We start from the raw sequence: 16,007 nt of genomic DNA on the forward strand, positions 1-16,007 counted from the left end.
AATAAGTGTCAAATCTCGTTCTTTCGCACCGATAACGCATCCTAGCACGCCTGTGCGTGAATGGTAACTTTGGGCGCGAACCGGACCTTTGCGGTGTCTGGCAAGGGCGGCCGCTCATCATTCGCCATCGACCCTTCGAAGTATCCGCAACAGTCACTGTGCCGGACGTCCGACCACTTGCAAGCCGCAGCGCCTCACAGCAGTCTGCGCGCAACCCATCAGGAGGCACGCATGAAACGGTCCCGCATCAATGACATCATGGCAGAGGCGGACGCGATGATCCGCAGCCACGGCTTTACCCTGCCGCCCTGGGCCTATTGGTCGCCCGACGACTTCAAGGCCCGCAAGGACGAGGCGGCAGAGGTTATCCGCGCGCGCAACGGCTGGGATATCACCGACTACGGCGCGGGGCGCTATGACCAGATGGGGCTGTTCCTGTTCACCCTGCGCAACGGTCGGCTGGCGGACCTGCAACGCGGCGGCGGCATGTGCTATGCGGAAAAGCTGCTGATCAGCAAGCAGGATCAACTGTCGCCGATGCACACCCATGTCATAAAGGCCGAAGATATCATCAACCGGGGCGGGGCGACGCTGGTGGTCGAACTCTACGGCTCCGACGATCAGGGCCAGTTCGACGCAACCAAAGGCGGCACCGTCATGTGCGACGGATTGCGCCGCGATTTTGCGCCGGGAGAGAAGCTGAAGCTGGCACCGGGTGAAAGCGTCACCCTGATGCCCGGCGACTGGCACGCCTTCTGGGGCGAGGGGGGCGACGTGCTGATCGGAGAGGTCAGCACCGTCAACGACGACGAGACCGACAACATCTTTGGCGAGCCGATCGGCCGGTTCAGCGCGATCGAGGAGGATGTGGCACCGACGCACCTTCTGGTCAGCGACTATCGCCGGTGGCTCGGGGCCTGACCCACTACGTCGCACAGCACGATGACCCGGCGCGCTGGCAGGCGCGCCGGGTCTCATTCGCACCACACCGTCAGCAAGCAGCGTGACGGGGCGCAAAGGCCAGGCGGGTCAGACCCGCAGCAACTCTGCCTCGTGCCGCTTCAGGCAGCGGCGGGCGGTGTCGCCGTAGATGTTCACGTCCGACCGCAATTCGGGGAAGATCGCGAAAAGCTCCGCGCGGGCCGCGTCGTGGATCGCATCCATGCCGATTGATCCGGGATGGAAGCTTTCGGTCGCGGCCGCCTCGGCAAAGACGATCTCGTGCTGGTCGAACATCATGTGGATGTAGGTCACCTCCGCGCCGTCTTCGCGCGTGACGGACAGACCGTCCACCAGATGCTTGGCCGCAACCAGGACTTCGGTTTCGCCGAACAGCAGTTCCGCGCGGTAACCCTGGAACAGCATCCGGTGCTGCGGTGAGACGATCAGGTCACGGTCCAGCCCGGTGACGACGCCGGGCCGGATGCGGACGGGGGCCAGACGCCCCCTGGCCTCCACGCTGCGCGACTGAATCCAGCGGATCGGCTGCAAGCCGTGGTCGCGGGTCATGACCAGATCGCCGACCCGCAGGGTGGCGATGTCGCGCGCGCCCATCGGCGTGGCAATCCGTGTGCCGGGGGTGAAGCAGATAATGTTCTCGATGTTCGAAAAGTTCAGCCTGGTGCCGTCGTCCAGCACCGCGGTGCCAGAGTAGCTGCCCGTGCCGTCGTTTACGGCGTTGGCGAGGATGTCCTTCAGGTTGCCCCTGTGGCCCAGCATCAGCGTGTCGCCGGTCGTCTCGCCGCCGCCGCCGCCATAGACGAAGATCGAACCGCCGGCGGCCTCGCCGGTGTCCACGAGGGTGAAAAGGTCGTCGCCGTCATCGCCCAAGACCGTGTCGCCCACGGCGAAGTCGATGCTGTCGTTACCAGTCCCGCCGTCCAGCGTGTCGGCACCGGTGCCGCCGTCAACCACATCGTTGCCGCTGCCGCCGTAGACCACGTCGTTACCGTTGCCGGCATGGACGCTATCGTCTCCGGCACCGGCCTCGATCAGGTCGTCGTCGCCGCTGTCGCCGGGCAGGGCCGCGTCGCCGTTGTCGACGCGGTCGTCGTGAGGATCGCCAATGTAGCCTGCGTCGATGACATCGTCACCCGCGGTGCCGCTGACGGTGCCGTCCTGGAACGGCACGCCCATCGCGGCCAGCACATGCGGATCCGCCACCGCCGCAGGGGCAATGCCGTTCAGCGTCAGGCTCGTGCCGTCCGGGAAGGTCAGGACCGCATTGCCGCTGCCATCGTCGCTGACGGTCACGTCCATCGTGGTGACGGGTCGGGTGCCGTCGCGGGTCAGGGCGCTGACGTCAAGCTGGTCGGCGCCGGTCCAGCCGCCAAGGCCGTCGCTGACCGGGATGGCAAAGCCGTCGACCTCATCCGCTCCGCCGCCGTCGGCCAGCGCCAGCGTGTCGTTCCCGGCCCCCAGGGTGATGTGCTCGACGTTGGCGAAGGTCGCGGTGCCGCTGCCGTCGCTGACGCTGCCAGAGCCTGACCCGGCCGCAGTCAGGTCGATCGTCAACGGCCCGGTCACGGCGGACAGGTCAAGCCTGTCGCCCGATGTCTCGCCCGACGCTCCGCCGTCGATGACGTCATTGCCGAACCCGTCGGCCAGCACAAAGGTGTCGTCGCCCGCGTCCCCCAGCAGCGTGTCATTGCCCGCATCGCCGGATAGCGTATCGTTGCCAGCCCCGCCCGAGAGGCTGTCGTGGCCCGCACCGCCCGTCATGCTGTCCGCGCCACCGCCGCCAAAGACGTTATCGGCAAAGGCGCTGCCGGTGATGCTGTCGTCCCCGTCCCCGGTGACCACACGCTCCATCTCGGCAAAGGTCGCGGTGTCGGTGCCGTCGGTCAGCGTCCCCGCACCGTCGCCGGTCAGCACGACGGTCAGGTTGTCGGTCAAGCCGCCGGCGTCCAAGGTGTCACCGGTGACCTCTCCAGTCTCGCCGCCGGTGATGGTGTCCTGCCCGAAGCCTGCGAACAGGCTGAAGACGTCGTCGCCCGCACCCATATCCACGTCGTCGTCGCCCTCGCCGCCAAAGACCGCGTCGTTGCCGGACCCAAGGAAGAAGGTCTCGATCTCTTCGAACGTGACGGAGTGCCCGGTCAGGGGATCGCCCCCGATCATGCTGGCGGGGTCCCGCAGCACGCCCTGTTCCGGGCCGGTCAGCGTCAGCGTCGTGTCGACGGTCATGTCGCGCGCGTCCAGCATGTCGCCTGTCGTCTCGCTGTCCTCGCCGCCGCGGATCTCGTCCCGGTCGTCGCCGTCGCCGATGACGAAGGTGTCGTCGCCGTCGCCGCCCTCGGCATAGTCGTTGCCGGTGCCGCCGTAGATCGTGTCGTTGCCGAAACCGCCGATGATGTCGTCCATCCCGGTGCCGCCATAGAACGTGTCGTCTGACCCGATGTCGCCGAGGTCGATCAGAAAGTCGGTGCCGTCGCCGCCATGGACGGTGCTGCCGCTGGTGGCACCGAAGGCGGTTTCGATGGCGTCGTCGCCCGCGCCGCCATAAAGTGCGTCGCCGTCGGTAAAGACGCCAAGGTCCAGCATCGATCCGCCCGAGATGAAGTCGTCGCCTTCGCCGCCATGGATCGTGTCGGTGCCGATGCCGCCCGCGATGTCGTCGAAGCCGTCGCCGCCATGGATCGTGTCGTTGCCGTCGCCGCCGTCGATCAGGTCGTCGTTCCCCAGATCGCCCCACAGGATCGCGTCGTCGCCATCGACCGCGTCGCCGTCCGCATCGACGTATGTGCCGTCGATCAGATCGTCGCCGCTGGTGCCGCTGACCGTGCCGTCGGACATCGGGACGCCCATGGCGTTCAGATAGAACTCGTCGGCCGCCAAAGCTGGATCGACTCCCTGAAGGACCAGCGTCTCGCCATTCGGGAAGGTCAGCAAAGCATTGCCAGTGCCGTCGTCGCCGACGACGATATCGCGGGTGTTCACCGGGTCGCCGGTCAGATCGTGCAGCGATCCCACGTCCAGCAGGTCGCGGCCAACGTAGCCGCCGAAGCCGTCTTCCAGTGGCGGCGAAAAGCCGATGACCAGGTCGTCGCCGAACCCGTCCTGCAAGACGACGACATCGACGGCACCGTCGAGGAGGCCCAGATCGACCGTGTCGCTGCCGGCCCCGCCCGAGAGGGTGTCGGACCCGTCGCCGCCCAGCAGCAGGTCGTCGCCCAGACCGCCCCACAGCGTATCGTCGCCTTGACCCGCCGTGATTGTGCCGGCCGTGTCCGAAAGGGTGATCCAGTCACCGTGCGCGCTGCCGATGACGTTCTCGAAGTTGGCGATGGTGTCGCCGGCGGCATCGCCGCCGGACGCAGTCTGCGCCGCCAGATCGACCGTCACGCCGGATGCGCTGTCGGTATAATCCAGCGTGTCGATCCCGGCTCCGCCGTCCATCGTATCGGCCCCGGTGCCGCCCCGGATCAGGTCGTCGTCCGCCCCGCCGAACAGGGTGTCGCTTCCGGAGTCGCCGTTTAGCGTGTCGTTGCCATCTTCACCGAAAAGGGTGTCGCCGCCGACACCTCCAAACAGAGTGTCGTCGCCCATGCCACCAAAAACCTCATCGCTGCCATTGCCGGCGAGTATCGTGTCGTTGCCTGCCCCTGCCTGAACCAGATCGTCGTTGCCCGTGTCGCCGGAAAGGATCGCATCGTTCCCGTCGACGCGGTCCCCGTCGGCGTCGATGTAGCCGGGGCGATCAGGTCGTCCCCCGCCGTGCCGCTGACCGTGCCATCCGGCAACGGGATGCCGAAGGCGTTCAGCAGGAATTCGTTTGCCGCATAGGCCGGCGGCAGGCCCTGCAGGACCAGCTGCTCGCCGCCGGGAAAGGTCAGCATGGCGTTGCCGCTGCCGTCGTCGCCGACGATCACGTCGCGGGTGTTGACCGGGTTTCCCAGCGCGTCGTGCAGGTCGCTGACGTCGATCTTGTCGAGAGATGTGAACGTCCCGTTCGGATGGGCCGTCGGCACATCCGCATTGATGACGGTGTCGCGCCCGAACCCGTCGCGCAGCACCAGCACGTCCGCGGCCCCGTCGGCCCCGAGGTCGAAGGTACCGTTGCCGGCGCCGCCCTCGATGCGGTCGGTACCTGCACCGCCGTAGATCGTGTCGTTGCCCGCGCCGCCAAGAATGCTGTCGTTGCCATCGCCGCCCGTCAGGGTGTCCGCGCCGCTGCCGCCGATGATGCGGTCGTTGCCGGCCCCGGCATCGACCCGCACACCGCCGGTCGCCGCTGTCGCGTTCACCGTATCGGCATACGCCGTGGTGACGACCTGCTCTATTTGCGAGAAGGCGACGGTGGCAGGCGTGCTACCAAAGGCGACATTTCCCGCTTCGGTTGCCGTGTATGTGACGGTCACGCCTGAAGAGGAGCCAAGATTGTAAAGGCCGAGCGTGTCGACGTCGCCGTTGCCGGCATCCTCCCCTCCGACGACGGTATTCGCGTCGTGGGTGTCGGCGATCTGGAACAGGTCGTTGCCCGTATCGCCCTGGAGCGTGTCGCTGCCGGTGCCGCTGGTCAGGACATCGTTGCCCGCGCCGCCGAACAGCGTGTCGGCCCCCGCGCCACCGTTCAGCGTGTCGTCGCCGTCGCCGCCGTACAGGACATCGTTCCCGGCCTCGGTCGCATCGCCGCCGAGGGTGTCGTTGCCGGCCCCGCCAGAGAGGGTGTTGTTCCCGGCCCCGCCCGACAGGCTGTCGTTGCCAGCGTCCCCGTTCAGGGTGTCGCTGCCGTCGCCGCCGAACAAGGTATCGTTGCCGTTGCCGCCCCAAAGGGTGTCGGTCCCCAGCCCGCCGAACAAAGTGTCGTTGCCGTCGCTGCCGGCCAGGGTATCGTTGCCGTCGTCGCCGTGCAGCGTGTCGTCGTCATTCTCTCCGTTGACGTAATCATTGCCGGTGCCGCCGTAGGCCAGGTCGTTGCCGCCACCGGTATAGATGATGTCGTCGCCGGCACCGCCGTAGAAGGTGTCGGCGCTCGTGCCATTGAAGGCCCCCGGTTCATCGTCGATAGTGTCGTTGCCGTCGCCGCCGTCGATGTTGTCGTCGCCCGGCGTCGGCACGATGGTCGTGAACCGCACGTCGCTGATGAAGGCCCCGTGGTTGGTCGTGCGGCCATTGGCGTTGATGAACTGGATCTCGATCGACGTGACGGGGCCGGGGATCGACACGAAGGCCGCGCCGCTGGCCTGGTCCGGTTCGTTGTTGGAATTGGCCGCCGTGATCGTGTTCGTGCCGGTGCCAGCACCGGTGTTCGACAGGGTGTCGTCGCCGTAGGCGGTGATCGTCACCGGCACCACCGTCCCGTCGGGACCGTAGGCATAGATGATGAACTGGTCCTGAAAATTGTTGCCGCCCGTCGTCACCATGTCGATGTCGGTCAGATAGAAGCCGACATTGCTGACGGCATCCGACACGCCGCTGGACGGATCGGCGGCAAAGTCGATCACCGTCGTGGTCGTGGCGCCGACGGTGCCCAGAATCTGCATTGACGACGTCGTGCTGAACGCGGCATTGCCGTTATTGTAGATCGCCGTGTTGCTGGTCAGCGTCGATGTCGTGCTGCCGTCGTCGCGGAACGACACGCTGACGTTGATGGTGCCGGTATCCTGGGTAAAGCCGTTGCGCACGTCGCTGCCGCTGGCGGCCTGGTTGATCCAGCTCATCGTTTCGGTGGTGACGGCCGCGGGGGCGGTGTCGTCACCGTGGATCACGTCGTCGCCACCGGACCCCAGGATGCTGTCGTTGCCCGCCTCGCCGAAGATGGTGTCGTTACCGGCTCCGCCGTCGATGGTGTCGGCGCTGTCACCGCCCTGGATCGTGTCGGCACCGCCTCCGGCATCGATGCTGTCGCGGCCCGCGCCGCCATGGATCACGTCAGCACCGCCGCCGGCGGTGATCGTGTCGGCACCCGTGCCGCCAAATGCGGTATTGTTGCCGTCGCCCAGCGCAATGATATCGTCGCCCGCGCCGCCGTCCACGCGGTCATCGTTGTTGCCGCCGTCGATGGTGTCGTTGCCGTCCCCGCCGATCAGGCTGTCATTGCCGCCGCCGCCGTTCAACCGGTCAGCGCCCGTGCCACCGTCGACACGGTCGTCGCCTGCGCCGGCGATGACCGTGTCGTTGCCGTCGCCGCCAAAGACCGTGTCATCGCCGCGCCCGGCGTTGATCGTGTCGCTGCCGGTGCCGGTCGTGCCGACGCCGGTGCCGCCGTAGATATAATCGGACCCGTCGGTGCCGGCCAAGGCCGCGTCATTGCCGGTCGTGCCGTAGTAGATGCCGACATCCGGCCCCGATTGCACCGTCAGGCTGTTGAGCGATCCGGGGAATGCGGTGTCGGGAACGAAATAGACGCTGCCGTTCGACGCCAGATAGTAGGTCCCGGTCACTGTGCCGTTCTGACGAAAGGGCCAGTTTCCCGCATTGTAGCTCATCGTGCCGCTGCCGAGGGTCTGTTCCGTCGTGAAGGTGGTCAGACCGGTCGCGGTCGTGTCGCCGCCGTTCAGGCGACCGGCCCCTCCCAGATTGACAAGATAGCCGTTCGGCATGGCAGCACCCTTCCTGCGACGGGACCCAAGCATGGCCACGTCCTTGTGTTTAGGGATAGGAAACAGTGGCGGCGGCAGTTGGCCGTTGGGCAGGCTTAAACAAGACGGTCATGGTCATTTCAGGGCGGTCGCCGCGGATCGTGGCAAATTGGGGGCCAAACTGGACATTCTGCCGCAAAATTGCTGCAAATGCGGTTGAACTGGATCAGGCCGCGGCGACCGGACTGTTCCGGCAACGGCCGCGGCGGGCGTTCGTTTTTGCCATGACGTGAACCAACCGTTCACTCCGGTCTGCGATGACGGAACCAACTGCCCTTGAAGCCCCCGGCAGGGGTGCATAGACTTGGGCCTGACACGCAGGGACGCTGACCCACAGACGTCCGGAACCAGAGGCATTTTCCATGCATGACCCCGTAGCCACCTACATGAACCTCGTGCCGATGGTGGTCGAACAGACCGCGCGCGGCGAACGCGCCTACGACATCTTCAGCCGCCTGCTGAAGGAACGGATCATCTTCGTCAACGGGCCGATTCACGACGGCATGAGCCAGCTTGTCGTGGCGCAGTTGCTGCACCTTGAATCGGAGAACCCGAAGAAGGAAATCAGCATGTATATCAACTCTCCCGGCGGGTCCGTGGTCGCAGGGATGAGCATCTATGACACGATGCAATACATCCGCCCGAAGGTGTCGACGCTGATCTGCGGCCTGGCTGCATCCATGGGATCGGTCATCGCCATCGGCGGGGAAAAGGGGATGCGCTATGCGCTGCCCAATGCCGAAATCCTCGTTCACCAGCCATCCGGCGGCGCGCAGGGCACAGCAGAGGATATCCTGATCCGCGCCCGCAACATCGAGGCGACGCGCGAACGGATGTACAAGCTGTACGTCAAGCATTCCGGCCAGTCGCTGGCCAAGGTGCAGAAGGCCCTGGACCGTGACAAATGGATGACCCCGGAAGAAGCCCTCGAATGGGGTCACATCGACGAAATCGTGACGAACCGCGACAAGGGTGAGGACGAATAACCGCGTCCTGACCATCACAGCCACCTGATCGCATGGTATTCTGCGCGATTTGGCGTTGTGGCCCCTCCGGCGCTGTCCTAGTCTTGACGACGAAGGACAGCGCGATACCAAACGGCCCTTGGCCAAAGGACACGACATGGCAACCACCACCGGCAGCGACAGCAAGAACACGCTTTACTGCAGTTTCTGCGGCAAAAGCCAGCATGAGGTGCGCAAGCTGATCGCGGGACCGACCGTGTTCATCTGCGACGAATGTGTCGAATTGTGCATGGACATCATCCGCGAGGAGACGAAGTCCGCGTCCCTGAAATCCGGCGACGGCGTGCCGACGCCCCGTGACATCTGCAAGGTGCTGGACGATTACGTCATCGGCCAGATGCACGCGAAGCGCGTGTTGTCCGTCGCGGTCCACAACCACTACAAGCGGTTGAATCACAGCGACAAATCCGACATCGAACTGGCGAAATCCAACATCATGCTGATCGGCCCGACGGGCTGCGGCAAGACGCTGCTGGCGCAGACGCTGGCGCGGATTCTGGACGTGCCGTTCACGATGGCCGACGCGACCACACTGACTGAAGCCGGTTATGTGGGCGAAGATGTCGAGAACATCATCCTCAAGCTGTTGCAGGCGTCCGAATACAACGTCGAACGCGCGCAGCGCGGCATTGTCTATATCGACGAAGTCGACAAGATTACCCGCAAGTCCGATAACCCGTCTATCACCCGCGACGTAAGCGGCGAGGGCGTGCAGCAGGCCCTGCTGAAGATCATGGAAGGCACCATCGCCTCCGTGCCGCCGCAGGGCGGGCGCAAACATCCGCAGCAGGAATTCCTGCAAGTGGACACGACCAACATCCTGTTCATCTGCGGCGGTGCATTTGCCGGTCTCGACAAGATCATCGCGCAGCGCGGCAAGGGGTCCGGCATGGGCTTTGGTGCCAATGTGAAGGGCCCGGATGAGCGCGGCGTGGGCGAGATCTTTACCGAGCTGGAACCGGAAGACCTGTTGAAATTCGGCCTGATCCCGGAATTCGTCGGCCGCCTGCCGGTCATTGCAACCCTGACCGATCTGGACGAGGACGCGTTGATCACCATCCTGACCGCGCCCAAGAACGCGCTGGTCAAGCAGTATCAGCGCCTCTTCGAGATCGAGAACACGAAGCTGACCTTCACCGAGGATGCGCTGAAGGCCATCGCCAAGCGCGCTATCGAACGCAAGACCGGTGCCCGTGGCCTGCGGTCCATCATGGAAGACATCCTGCTGGACACGATGTTCGAACTGCCGGGGCTGGACACGGTGACGGAAGTCGTCGTGAACGAAGAGGCCGTCGGCCCCGACGCCAGCCCGCTGATGATCCACGACGACAAGAAGAAAAAGGAAAAGGAATCCGCCAGCGCGTAAGCGATGCTCTGGTTTCTGAAACAACTTCTGAAAAGGGTCGTTGTGATTTAGCGACCCTTTTTGCTGTCTGATAATGATTGCGACCCTTCGCGTCCTTGCATCATCCATGGCTTTGCGGAACCACGATACCGTTTGCACCTGTGCCCCCGCGCCACTCGCGGCTTCTTGCATCAGATACGGAGACTGACCCATGACCGTCACCCACATCTCGACCGGTTCGCCCTTCGAAGAGAAGATCGGCTATTCTCGCGCGGTCGTGACCGACGGTTGGGTCTTTGTCGCAGGCACCACGGGCTACGATTATGCCAGCATGACCATGCCCGCCGACGTGACGGATCAGTGCCGCAATGCGCTGGACACCATCGCGGATGCGCTGAACAAGGCGGGCAGCGGCCTCGATCACGTGGTGCGTGTCAACTACATCCTGCCCGACGGGGCGGATTGGGAACCCTGCTGGCCCATCGTGGCCAAGGCATTCGCCCGCGCGCGACCTGCCGCCACGATGATCCGCGCAGGGCTTCAGACGCCCGAGATGAAGATCGAGATCGAGGTGACCGCCCGTTTGGCCTGAGCCGCCGCCTCTGGACCTTTGCGCCCGTTTCGGGCATGACGACAGCAATCAACCGGAGACGATCATGGGCTTTGCACGCAACCTCGCACGCGTTTTCACCTGGTGGGACGGGCAGACCTTCGCCACCCAGTTCTGGACGTGGCGCAAGGGACAACGTGTGGGCGAAGATGCGGGCGGCAACATCTTTTACCGCAACGCGGACGACAGCCGCCGCTGGGTGATCTTCAACGGCGAGGCCGAGGCGTCGAAGGTCGCCCCAGAGTGGCACGGCTGGCTGCACCGGACCTGGGACGAGCCGCCCACCGAACGCCCGTTGGTTCACCAGCCCTGGGAACAACCGCACATCGCCAACCTGACGGGCACGCCTGCGGCCTACGCGCCCAAAGGATCGATCCGCAGCGCGGCCCCCGCCGACCGGTCCGATTACGAGGCATGGACCCCCGAATGATCCGAGCCGTCGCCCTGTGCCTGGCACTTCTGCCTGGCGTGGCCGCGGCGCAGGAAGCCGTGTCGCGGCCAGGCGGCGACCTGCGCGTGCTGGACAAGGTGACGGGCGCCTTGACCGACCTGCCGATCCGTATCGGCCTGCCGCAATCCATCGGTGCCTTGACGATCACGATGAACGATTGCCGCGTACCTGTCGACAATCCTGACGGCGACGCCTTTGCCGAACTGCTGGTGACCTACCGCGACGACCCGGCTCCGGTGTTCAGCGGCTGGATGATCGCCTCGGCACCCGCGCTGAACGCGATGGACCACCCGCGCTATGACGTCTGGGTGATGGACTGCACAAGCTGAGCCATGTCGATCGGCCCGGCCGCGCCGAAATGCGCCGGTGCCGACAAGGCCATCGCCAACCGCGCCTCGTACGTCGCGCGCGGAATTTCGACAGCACCGAGTGACGCAAGATGCGGCGTGATGAACTGCGTGTCGAACAGGCGAAAGCCCTGCCGCCGCAGCCGGTCCACCGCGCAGACCAGCGCGACCTTCGACGCATCGGTGACGGTGGAAAACATGCTTTCGCCAAAGAAGGCGGCCCCGATGGTCACGCCATAGACGCCACCGACGAGCGTGTCGTCCTGCCAGACCTCGATCGAGTGGGCGTCGCCCTGGGCATGCAGCGCGAGGTAGACGGCAAGGATCTCGGCGTTGATCCAGGTCTCCTCCCGCGCAGCGCATCCCTTGACGACACCCGCGAAGTCGCGGTCGGCAGTCGCGGTCAGGTGGCCGCGCCGCAAGGTCTTGCGCAGCGACCGTGACACGTGAAAGCCCGTCAGCGGGATGACACCGCGATAGCGCGGCTGGACCCAAAACACCTCTGCCGCGTCCCGGGTTTCGGCCATCGGAAAGATGCCCTGCCGGTAGGCGTGCAACAGCAGGTCCGGCGACAGCAACCCCGTCACCACATCAGCCGAGGTGGGTTTCGAGCCAATGTTCCAGCCAATGGATATTGTAGTTGCCAGACTGCACGTCGGGTTCGGCCAGCAGCGCGTGGAACAGCGGGATCGTGGTGTCGACGCCGTCGACGATCAACTCGCCCAATGCGCGGGCAAGCCGGGCCAGCGCCTCTGGCCGGTCGCGGCCATGCACGATCAGTTTACCGATCAGGCTGTCGTAGTAGGGCGGGATACGGTAGCCGTCATAAAGTGCGCTATCCATCCGCACGCCAAGCCCACCCGGTGCGTGATACTGGGTGATCGTGCCGGGGCAGGGGCTGAAATTGGGTAGCTTCTCGGCGTTGATCCGAACTTCGATGGAGTGGCCGTTGATCTTCAGATCATCCTGCGTGAACGACATCGGCAGCCCGGCAGCGACGCGGATCTGTTCGCGCACAAGGTCCACGCCAAAGATGTTTTCGGTCACCGGATGTTCGACCTGAAGCCGGGTGTTCATCTCGATGAAGTAGAATTCATCGTTCTCGAACAGGAATTCGATGGTGCCGGCCCCGATGTAGTTGATCGCGGCCACGGCGTCCGAACAGACCTTGCCGATGCGCGCGCGCAGCTCGGGCGTGATCGCGGGGCCTGGAGCTTCTTCCAGCACCTTCTGGTGGCGGCGTTGCAAGGAGCAGTCGCGTTCGCCCAGATGGACCGCGTTGCCCTTTCCGTCGCCGAAGACCTGAATTTCGATGTGGCGGGGCGTGGTCAGGTATTTCTCGATATAGACTTCGTCGTTGCCGAAGGCGGCTTTCGCCTCGGCCCGCGCGGAATGAAACGCCTTTTCCATGTCAGCAGCGGTCAGCGCCACCTTCATGCCGCGCCCGCCGCCGCCCGCCGTCGCCTTAATGATGACCGGATAGCCGACCTCTTCACCCACTCGCTGGGCATCCTTCAAGGTGGGCACGCCGCCGTCTGATCCCGGCACGCAGGGCACGCCGAGCTTCTTCATCGTGTCCTTGGCGGTGATCTTGTCGCCCATGATCCGGATATGCGCGGCGGTCGGGCCGATGAAGGTCAGGGAATGATCCTCTACCACCTGCACGAAGGCCGCGTTTTCCGACAAAAAGCCATAGCCGGGGTGAATCGCCTGCGCGCCCGTGATCTCGCATGCCGCGATGATGGACGGAAAGTTCAGATAGGACTGCGCCGAGGCGGGCGGGCCGATGCAGACCGCCTCGTCCGCCATGCGCACATGCATGGCGTCGGCGTCGGCGGTGGAGTGGACGGCGACGGACTTGATGCCCATCTCGCGGGCGGCGCGCACGACACGCAGGGCAATTTCACCCCGGTTCGCGATCAGGATCTTGTCGAACATGGCGTGGCCTCTATTCGATGATCATCAGGGGCGCGCCGAATTCCACCGGTCCGCCATCCTCGACCAGGATGCGCTTCACGGTGCCGGCACGGGGTGCCGGGATGTGGTTCATGGTTTTCATCGCCTCGATGATCAGCAGGGTATCGCCTTCCTTTACCGTGGTGCCGGTCGTCACGAATGCGGCGGCACCGGGTTCGGCGGCCATGTAGACCGTGCCGACCATGGGCGAGGTCACGGCACCGGGATGGGCCGCCGGATCGCTGGCGGTCGCCGGGGCGGGTGCGGACATCTGGGCGCTGGCGGAGGGGGCAGCGGGGGCGGCGACCATCGCCTGCTGCGGCTGGGGTGCCATCTGGACATGACGGCTGACGCGCACGTTCAGGCTGTCGTTTTCCGCATAGTCGCGTTTCACCTGCAGTTCGGTCAGATCGTTCGCGCGCAGCAGTTCCGCCAGCGCCTGGATGAAGCTGACATCGCTGTCCTGAGAGGTCTTGTTGCCCATATGTGTCCCGGCCATTGCTCTTGTTTCCACGAGACGCGGGAGCGATGGCTGCCGCGCGATTGGCGAACTTATAGGGCAAGCCACCCAAGGTGGAAAGCGGTAGCGGGCGATTTGGGATCAGGCCGCGTCGGGCTGTCCGGCAGGCGCATCGGGCATCGGGCGGTCGTTCGTATCCTGACCAGATGCTGTATCCGTCGGGGTCGCGGCATCGGGGGTGACGCCTGATGCGTCGTCTTCGGGCTCTTCCACGCCCGCTTCGGCTCCTGCCAGATCGGCTTGCGGCCCGTGGGGCAGCATGACGACACCATAGGGTTTCAACACCCGTTCGATGCTGGCGACCGGACTGAAGGTCGTGGCAAGTTGCCACTCGGCAATGGCTCCTTTCTGGGCGATGCTGGCCGGCATCGGCATGGGAGTTTCCGGGCGCGGGTCACGGACAAGGGCCGCGGTGTCGGCCGTCGGTCGCATATCGACCTGAACCAGCGGGGCGGGTGCTGGCTGGGCCGCCGTGACCGGAAAAATCAGAGTGTCCATTGCAAAGCTCCTTCCGGAAGATTGCGGTTTAGCTGCAGCCCACTGTGGCACGATCCGGTTACCCGGACGTAAAGACGGCCACATCCGTCCGAAAAATCGCAAACGATAGTTAACGGCCAACCTCAGATCGCGAGGTATTCGGCCCGCAACTGCTCATTTTCCAGCACATCCTGCGCCGAGCCGTCGAAGACGACCGATCCGGTATCCAGAATCACCGCGCGGTCGGCCAGTTTCAACGCCGCGACAGCGTTCTGTTCGACGATGATCGTCGTGATTCCCTGATCGCGGATGATCTTCAGCGTCTTCGCTATCTCTTGGACGATGACGGGCGCCAGCCCTTCGTAGGGTTCATCCAGCAGCAGGACCTTGATGTCGCGGGCCAGTGCGCGGGCGATGGCCAGCATCTGCTGCTCACCGCCCGACAGGGTCACGCCCTCCTGCTTGCGTCGCTCTTTCAGGCGCGGGAACAGTTCGTAGATCCGTTCCAGCGACCAACCGATTGGCGGTGCGATCTGGGCCAGTTGCAGGTTCTCCTCGACCGTCAGGCCCGCGATGATGCAGCGGTCTTCCGGCACGAGTGCGATGCCGGCGGCGGCGGCCTGATGGCTTTTCATCAGGTGCAGAGGCTGATGGTCCAGCCAGATTTCACCGTGCTTCAGCTGGGGATTGCCAAGCCGCGCGATGGTGCGCAGGGTCGAGGTCTTGCCCGCCCCGTTGCGGCCCAGCAAGGCCAGAATCTCGCCTTCGTGGATGTCGAAGCTGACATTCTGGACGATATAACTTTCGCCGTAATAGGCCTCGATCTCCCAGACGCTCATGAAGGGGCGGTCGACCGCGGCTGAATTCTTCTTCTTGTCGAATGGGGCGTTCATGTCCTGTCCTCTGCTGGCCAAATTTCCGCGACGGATCGGCTAGACCTGCGTTTCGCCAAGATAGGCTTCGCGCACCTTGGGGTCCGTCTTGATCTGGTCGGGGCTGCCTTCGACCAGCGGCGTGCCCTGCGCCATGACCGTGATCCGGTCGGCCAGGCTGAACACGACCTGCATGTCGTGCTCGATGATCGCCATCGTGATGCCCCGCTTCACGCGGATGTCCTTCAGCAATGCGATGGTGTTCTCCGTGTCCGCCCGCGCCATCCCGGCAGTCGGTTCATCCAGCAGCATCAGACGCGGTTCCTGCACGAGGCACATCGCCATTTCCAGCCGCCGCTTGTCGCCGCGCGACAGGCTGGAGGCCGTGACATGCGCCTTGGACAGCATGTTGACCTCGTCCAGCATGGTCTCGGCCTGACGGCCAATCTCGCGTTCGTGCCGGACCGGTTCCAGTGCGTGCATCCGAAAGGCACCGTCGCGCTTGGCAAAGCAGGGGATCAGCACGTTTTCCAGCACCGTCAAATCGGCAAAGATCTCGGGTGTCTGGAACACGCGGCTGATGCCCATCTGCGCGATTTCGTGGGGTTTGCGCCCCAACACGGACTGGCCGTCGAACATGACGGAGCCGCTATCGGGGATCAGCTTGCCGACCAGAACGTTCAGCAGGGTGGATTTGCCGGCCCCGTTCGGGCCGATTATGGCGTGGACGGTGTTTACCTGGATCGACAGGTTCACGTCACCCAGCGCCTGCAACCCGCCGAAGCGCTTGTTGATGCCTTTGATTTCGAGGATGCCCATTT

14 protein-coding genes and 1 pseudogene are annotated in these 16,007 nt (G+C 64.6%); 6 read left to right on the forward strand and 9 right to left on the reverse strand.

Going from position 1 to position 16,007, the window contains the following annotated elements; all coding sequences use genetic code 11:
- Positions 1-231 precede the first annotated feature (231 nt).
- Positions 232-921, forward strand: coding sequence for a D-lyxose/D-mannose family sugar isomerase (locus ACOI1H_RS12750; protein ID WP_422437966.1), 690 nt, complete (start codon positions 232-234; stop codon positions 919-921).
- Between the two features lie 108 nt (positions 922-1,029).
- Here ACOI1H_RS12750 and ACOI1H_RS12755 read toward each other — a convergent pair whose 3' ends face one another.
- Both ACOI1H_RS12755 and ACOI1H_RS12760 read right to left on the reverse strand, forming a co-directional pair.
- Positions 1,030-4,587, reverse strand: a complete 3,558-nt coding sequence (locus tag ACOI1H_RS12755) for a Hint domain-containing protein (protein WP_422438004.1) — start codon at positions 4,585-4,587, stop codon at positions 1,030-1,032.
- Positions 4,476-7,577, reverse strand: coding sequence for a calcium-binding protein (locus tag ACOI1H_RS12760; RefSeq protein ID WP_422437968.1), 3,102 nt, complete (start codon positions 7,575-7,577; stop codon positions 4,476-4,478). Before ACOI1H_RS12760 ends, ACOI1H_RS12755 begins: the two co-directional genes overlap by 112 nt.
- Positions 7,578-7,945: 368 nt before the next feature.
- Between ACOI1H_RS12760 and ACOI1H_RS12765 the strand changes: the two genes are divergently transcribed.
- The 5 genes from ACOI1H_RS12765 (at position 7,946) to ACOI1H_RS12785 (ending at position 11,343) form a co-directional block, all read left to right on the forward strand.
- On the forward strand, positions 7,946-8,569 hold the full coding sequence (locus ACOI1H_RS12765; protein ID WP_422437969.1) for an ATP-dependent Clp protease proteolytic subunit: 624 nt from the start codon (positions 7,946-7,948) through the stop codon (positions 8,567-8,569).
- Between the two features lie 136 nt (positions 8,570-8,705).
- Positions 8,706-9,974, forward strand: coding sequence for an ATP-dependent Clp protease ATP-binding subunit ClpX (gene clpX, locus ACOI1H_RS12770; protein WP_422437970.1), 1,269 nt, complete (start codon positions 8,706-8,708; stop codon positions 9,972-9,974).
- Between the two features lie 190 nt (positions 9,975-10,164).
- A complete protein-coding gene (locus tag ACOI1H_RS12775) occupies positions 10,165-10,545 on the forward strand; it encodes a RidA family protein (protein ID WP_422437972.1) in 381 nt (126 codons plus the stop codon).
- Positions 10,546-10,609: 64 nt separating this feature from the next.
- Positions 10,610-10,993 (forward strand): NADH:ubiquinone oxidoreductase subunit NDUFA12, encoded by a 384-nt coding sequence (locus tag ACOI1H_RS12780; protein ID WP_422437974.1) that lies wholly within the window; start codon positions 10,610-10,612, stop codon positions 10,991-10,993.
- Positions 10,990-11,343 (forward strand): DUF2155 domain-containing protein, encoded by a 354-nt coding sequence (locus ACOI1H_RS12785; RefSeq protein WP_422437975.1) that lies wholly within the window; start codon positions 10,990-10,992, stop codon positions 11,341-11,343. Before ACOI1H_RS12780 ends, ACOI1H_RS12785 begins: the two co-directional genes overlap by 4 nt.
- Here the strand turns inward: ACOI1H_RS12785 and aat are convergent.
- The 7 genes and pseudogenes from aat to ACOI1H_RS12820 form a co-directional block, all read right to left on the reverse strand.
- Positions 11,310-11,951 carry a leucyl/phenylalanyl-tRNA--protein transferase gene (aat, locus tag ACOI1H_RS12790; RefSeq protein ID WP_422437976.1) on the reverse strand — a complete coding sequence of 214 codons (642 nt, stop codon included), beginning with the start codon at positions 11,949-11,951 and terminating at the stop codon, positions 11,310-11,312. The genes ACOI1H_RS12785 and aat overlap by 34 nt on opposite strands.
- Position 11,952: 1 nt before the next feature.
- Positions 11,953-13,299, reverse strand: coding sequence for an acetyl-CoA carboxylase biotin carboxylase subunit (gene accC, locus ACOI1H_RS12795; RefSeq protein ID WP_422437978.1), 1,347 nt, complete (start codon positions 13,297-13,299; stop codon positions 11,953-11,955).
- A 10-nt stretch (positions 13,300-13,309) separates the two neighbouring features.
- A complete protein-coding gene (gene accB, locus ACOI1H_RS12800) occupies positions 13,310-13,801 on the reverse strand; it encodes an acetyl-CoA carboxylase biotin carboxyl carrier protein (RefSeq protein ID WP_422438006.1) in 492 nt (163 codons plus the stop codon).
- A 117-nt stretch (positions 13,802-13,918) separates the two neighbouring features.
- Positions 13,919-14,335 (reverse strand): hypothetical protein, encoded by a 417-nt coding sequence (locus ACOI1H_RS12805; RefSeq protein WP_422437979.1) that lies wholly within the window; start codon positions 14,333-14,335, stop codon positions 13,919-13,921.
- A gap of 122 nt (positions 14,336-14,457) precedes the next feature.
- The gene (locus ACOI1H_RS12810) at positions 14,458-15,207 is read right to left on the reverse strand and encodes an ABC transporter ATP-binding protein (RefSeq protein ID WP_422437981.1); all 750 of its coding nucleotides are present in this window, start codon (positions 15,205-15,207) and stop codon (positions 14,458-14,460) included.
- A 39-nt stretch (positions 15,208-15,246) separates the two neighbouring features.
- Entirely contained in the window at positions 15,247-15,498 is a 252-nt protein-coding gene (locus ACOI1H_RS12815) for a hypothetical protein (protein WP_422438007.1), read from the reverse strand.
- Positions 15,487-16,005 (reverse strand): annotated as a pseudogene (locus ACOI1H_RS12820) (ABC transporter ATP-binding protein); the annotation flags it as partial. The pseudogene ACOI1H_RS12820 and the gene ACOI1H_RS12815, both read right to left, overlap by 12 nt.
- Between the last annotated feature and the right edge of the window lie 2 nt (positions 16,006-16,007).

Source organism: Loktanella sp. DJP18, assembly GCF_049310965.1.
Taxonomy (GTDB): Bacteria; Pseudomonadota; Alphaproteobacteria; order Rhodobacterales; family Rhodobacteraceae; genus Loktanella.

Bases quoted from the DNA above. Each gene is read 5' to 3' on its own strand.
- ACOI1H_RS12750 (WP_422437966.1), top strand. From the start codon at position 232: ATGAAACGGTCCCGCATCAATGACATCATGGCAGAGGCGGACGCGATG.
- ACOI1H_RS12760 (WP_422437968.1), bottom strand. From the start codon at position 7,577: ATGCTTGGGTCCCGTCGCAGGAAGGGTGCTGCCATGCCGAACGGCTAT.
- ACOI1H_RS12765 (WP_422437969.1), top strand. From the start codon at position 7,946: ATGCATGACCCCGTAGCCACCTACATGAACCTCGTGCCGATGGTGGTC.
- clpX (WP_422437970.1), top strand. From the start codon at position 8,706: ATGGCAACCACCACCGGCAGCGACAGCAAGAACACGCTTTACTGCAGT.
- ACOI1H_RS12775 (WP_422437972.1), top strand. From the start codon at position 10,165: ATGACCGTCACCCACATCTCGACCGGTTCGCCCTTCGAAGAGAAGATC.
- ACOI1H_RS12780 (WP_422437974.1), top strand. From the start codon at position 10,610: ATGGGCTTTGCACGCAACCTCGCACGCGTTTTCACCTGGTGGGACGGG.
- ACOI1H_RS12785 (WP_422437975.1), top strand. From the start codon at position 10,990: ATGATCCGAGCCGTCGCCCTGTGCCTGGCACTTCTGCCTGGCGTGGCC.
- accC (WP_422437978.1), bottom strand. From the start codon at position 13,299: ATGTTCGACAAGATCCTGATCGCGAACCGGGGTGAAATTGCCCTGCGT.
- accB (WP_422438006.1), bottom strand. From the start codon at position 13,801: ATGGGCAACAAGACCTCTCAGGACAGCGATGTCAGCTTCATCCAGGCG.
- ACOI1H_RS12805 (WP_422437979.1), bottom strand. From the start codon at position 14,335: ATGGACACTCTGATTTTTCCGGTCACGGCGGCCCAGCCAGCACCCGCC.
- ACOI1H_RS12810 (WP_422437981.1), bottom strand. From the start codon at position 15,207: ATGAACGCCCCATTCGACAAGAAGAAGAATTCAGCCGCGGTCGACCGC.
- ACOI1H_RS12815 (WP_422438007.1), bottom strand. From the start codon at position 15,498: ATGCTGCTGGATGAACCGACTGCCGGGATGGCGCGGGCGGACACGGAG.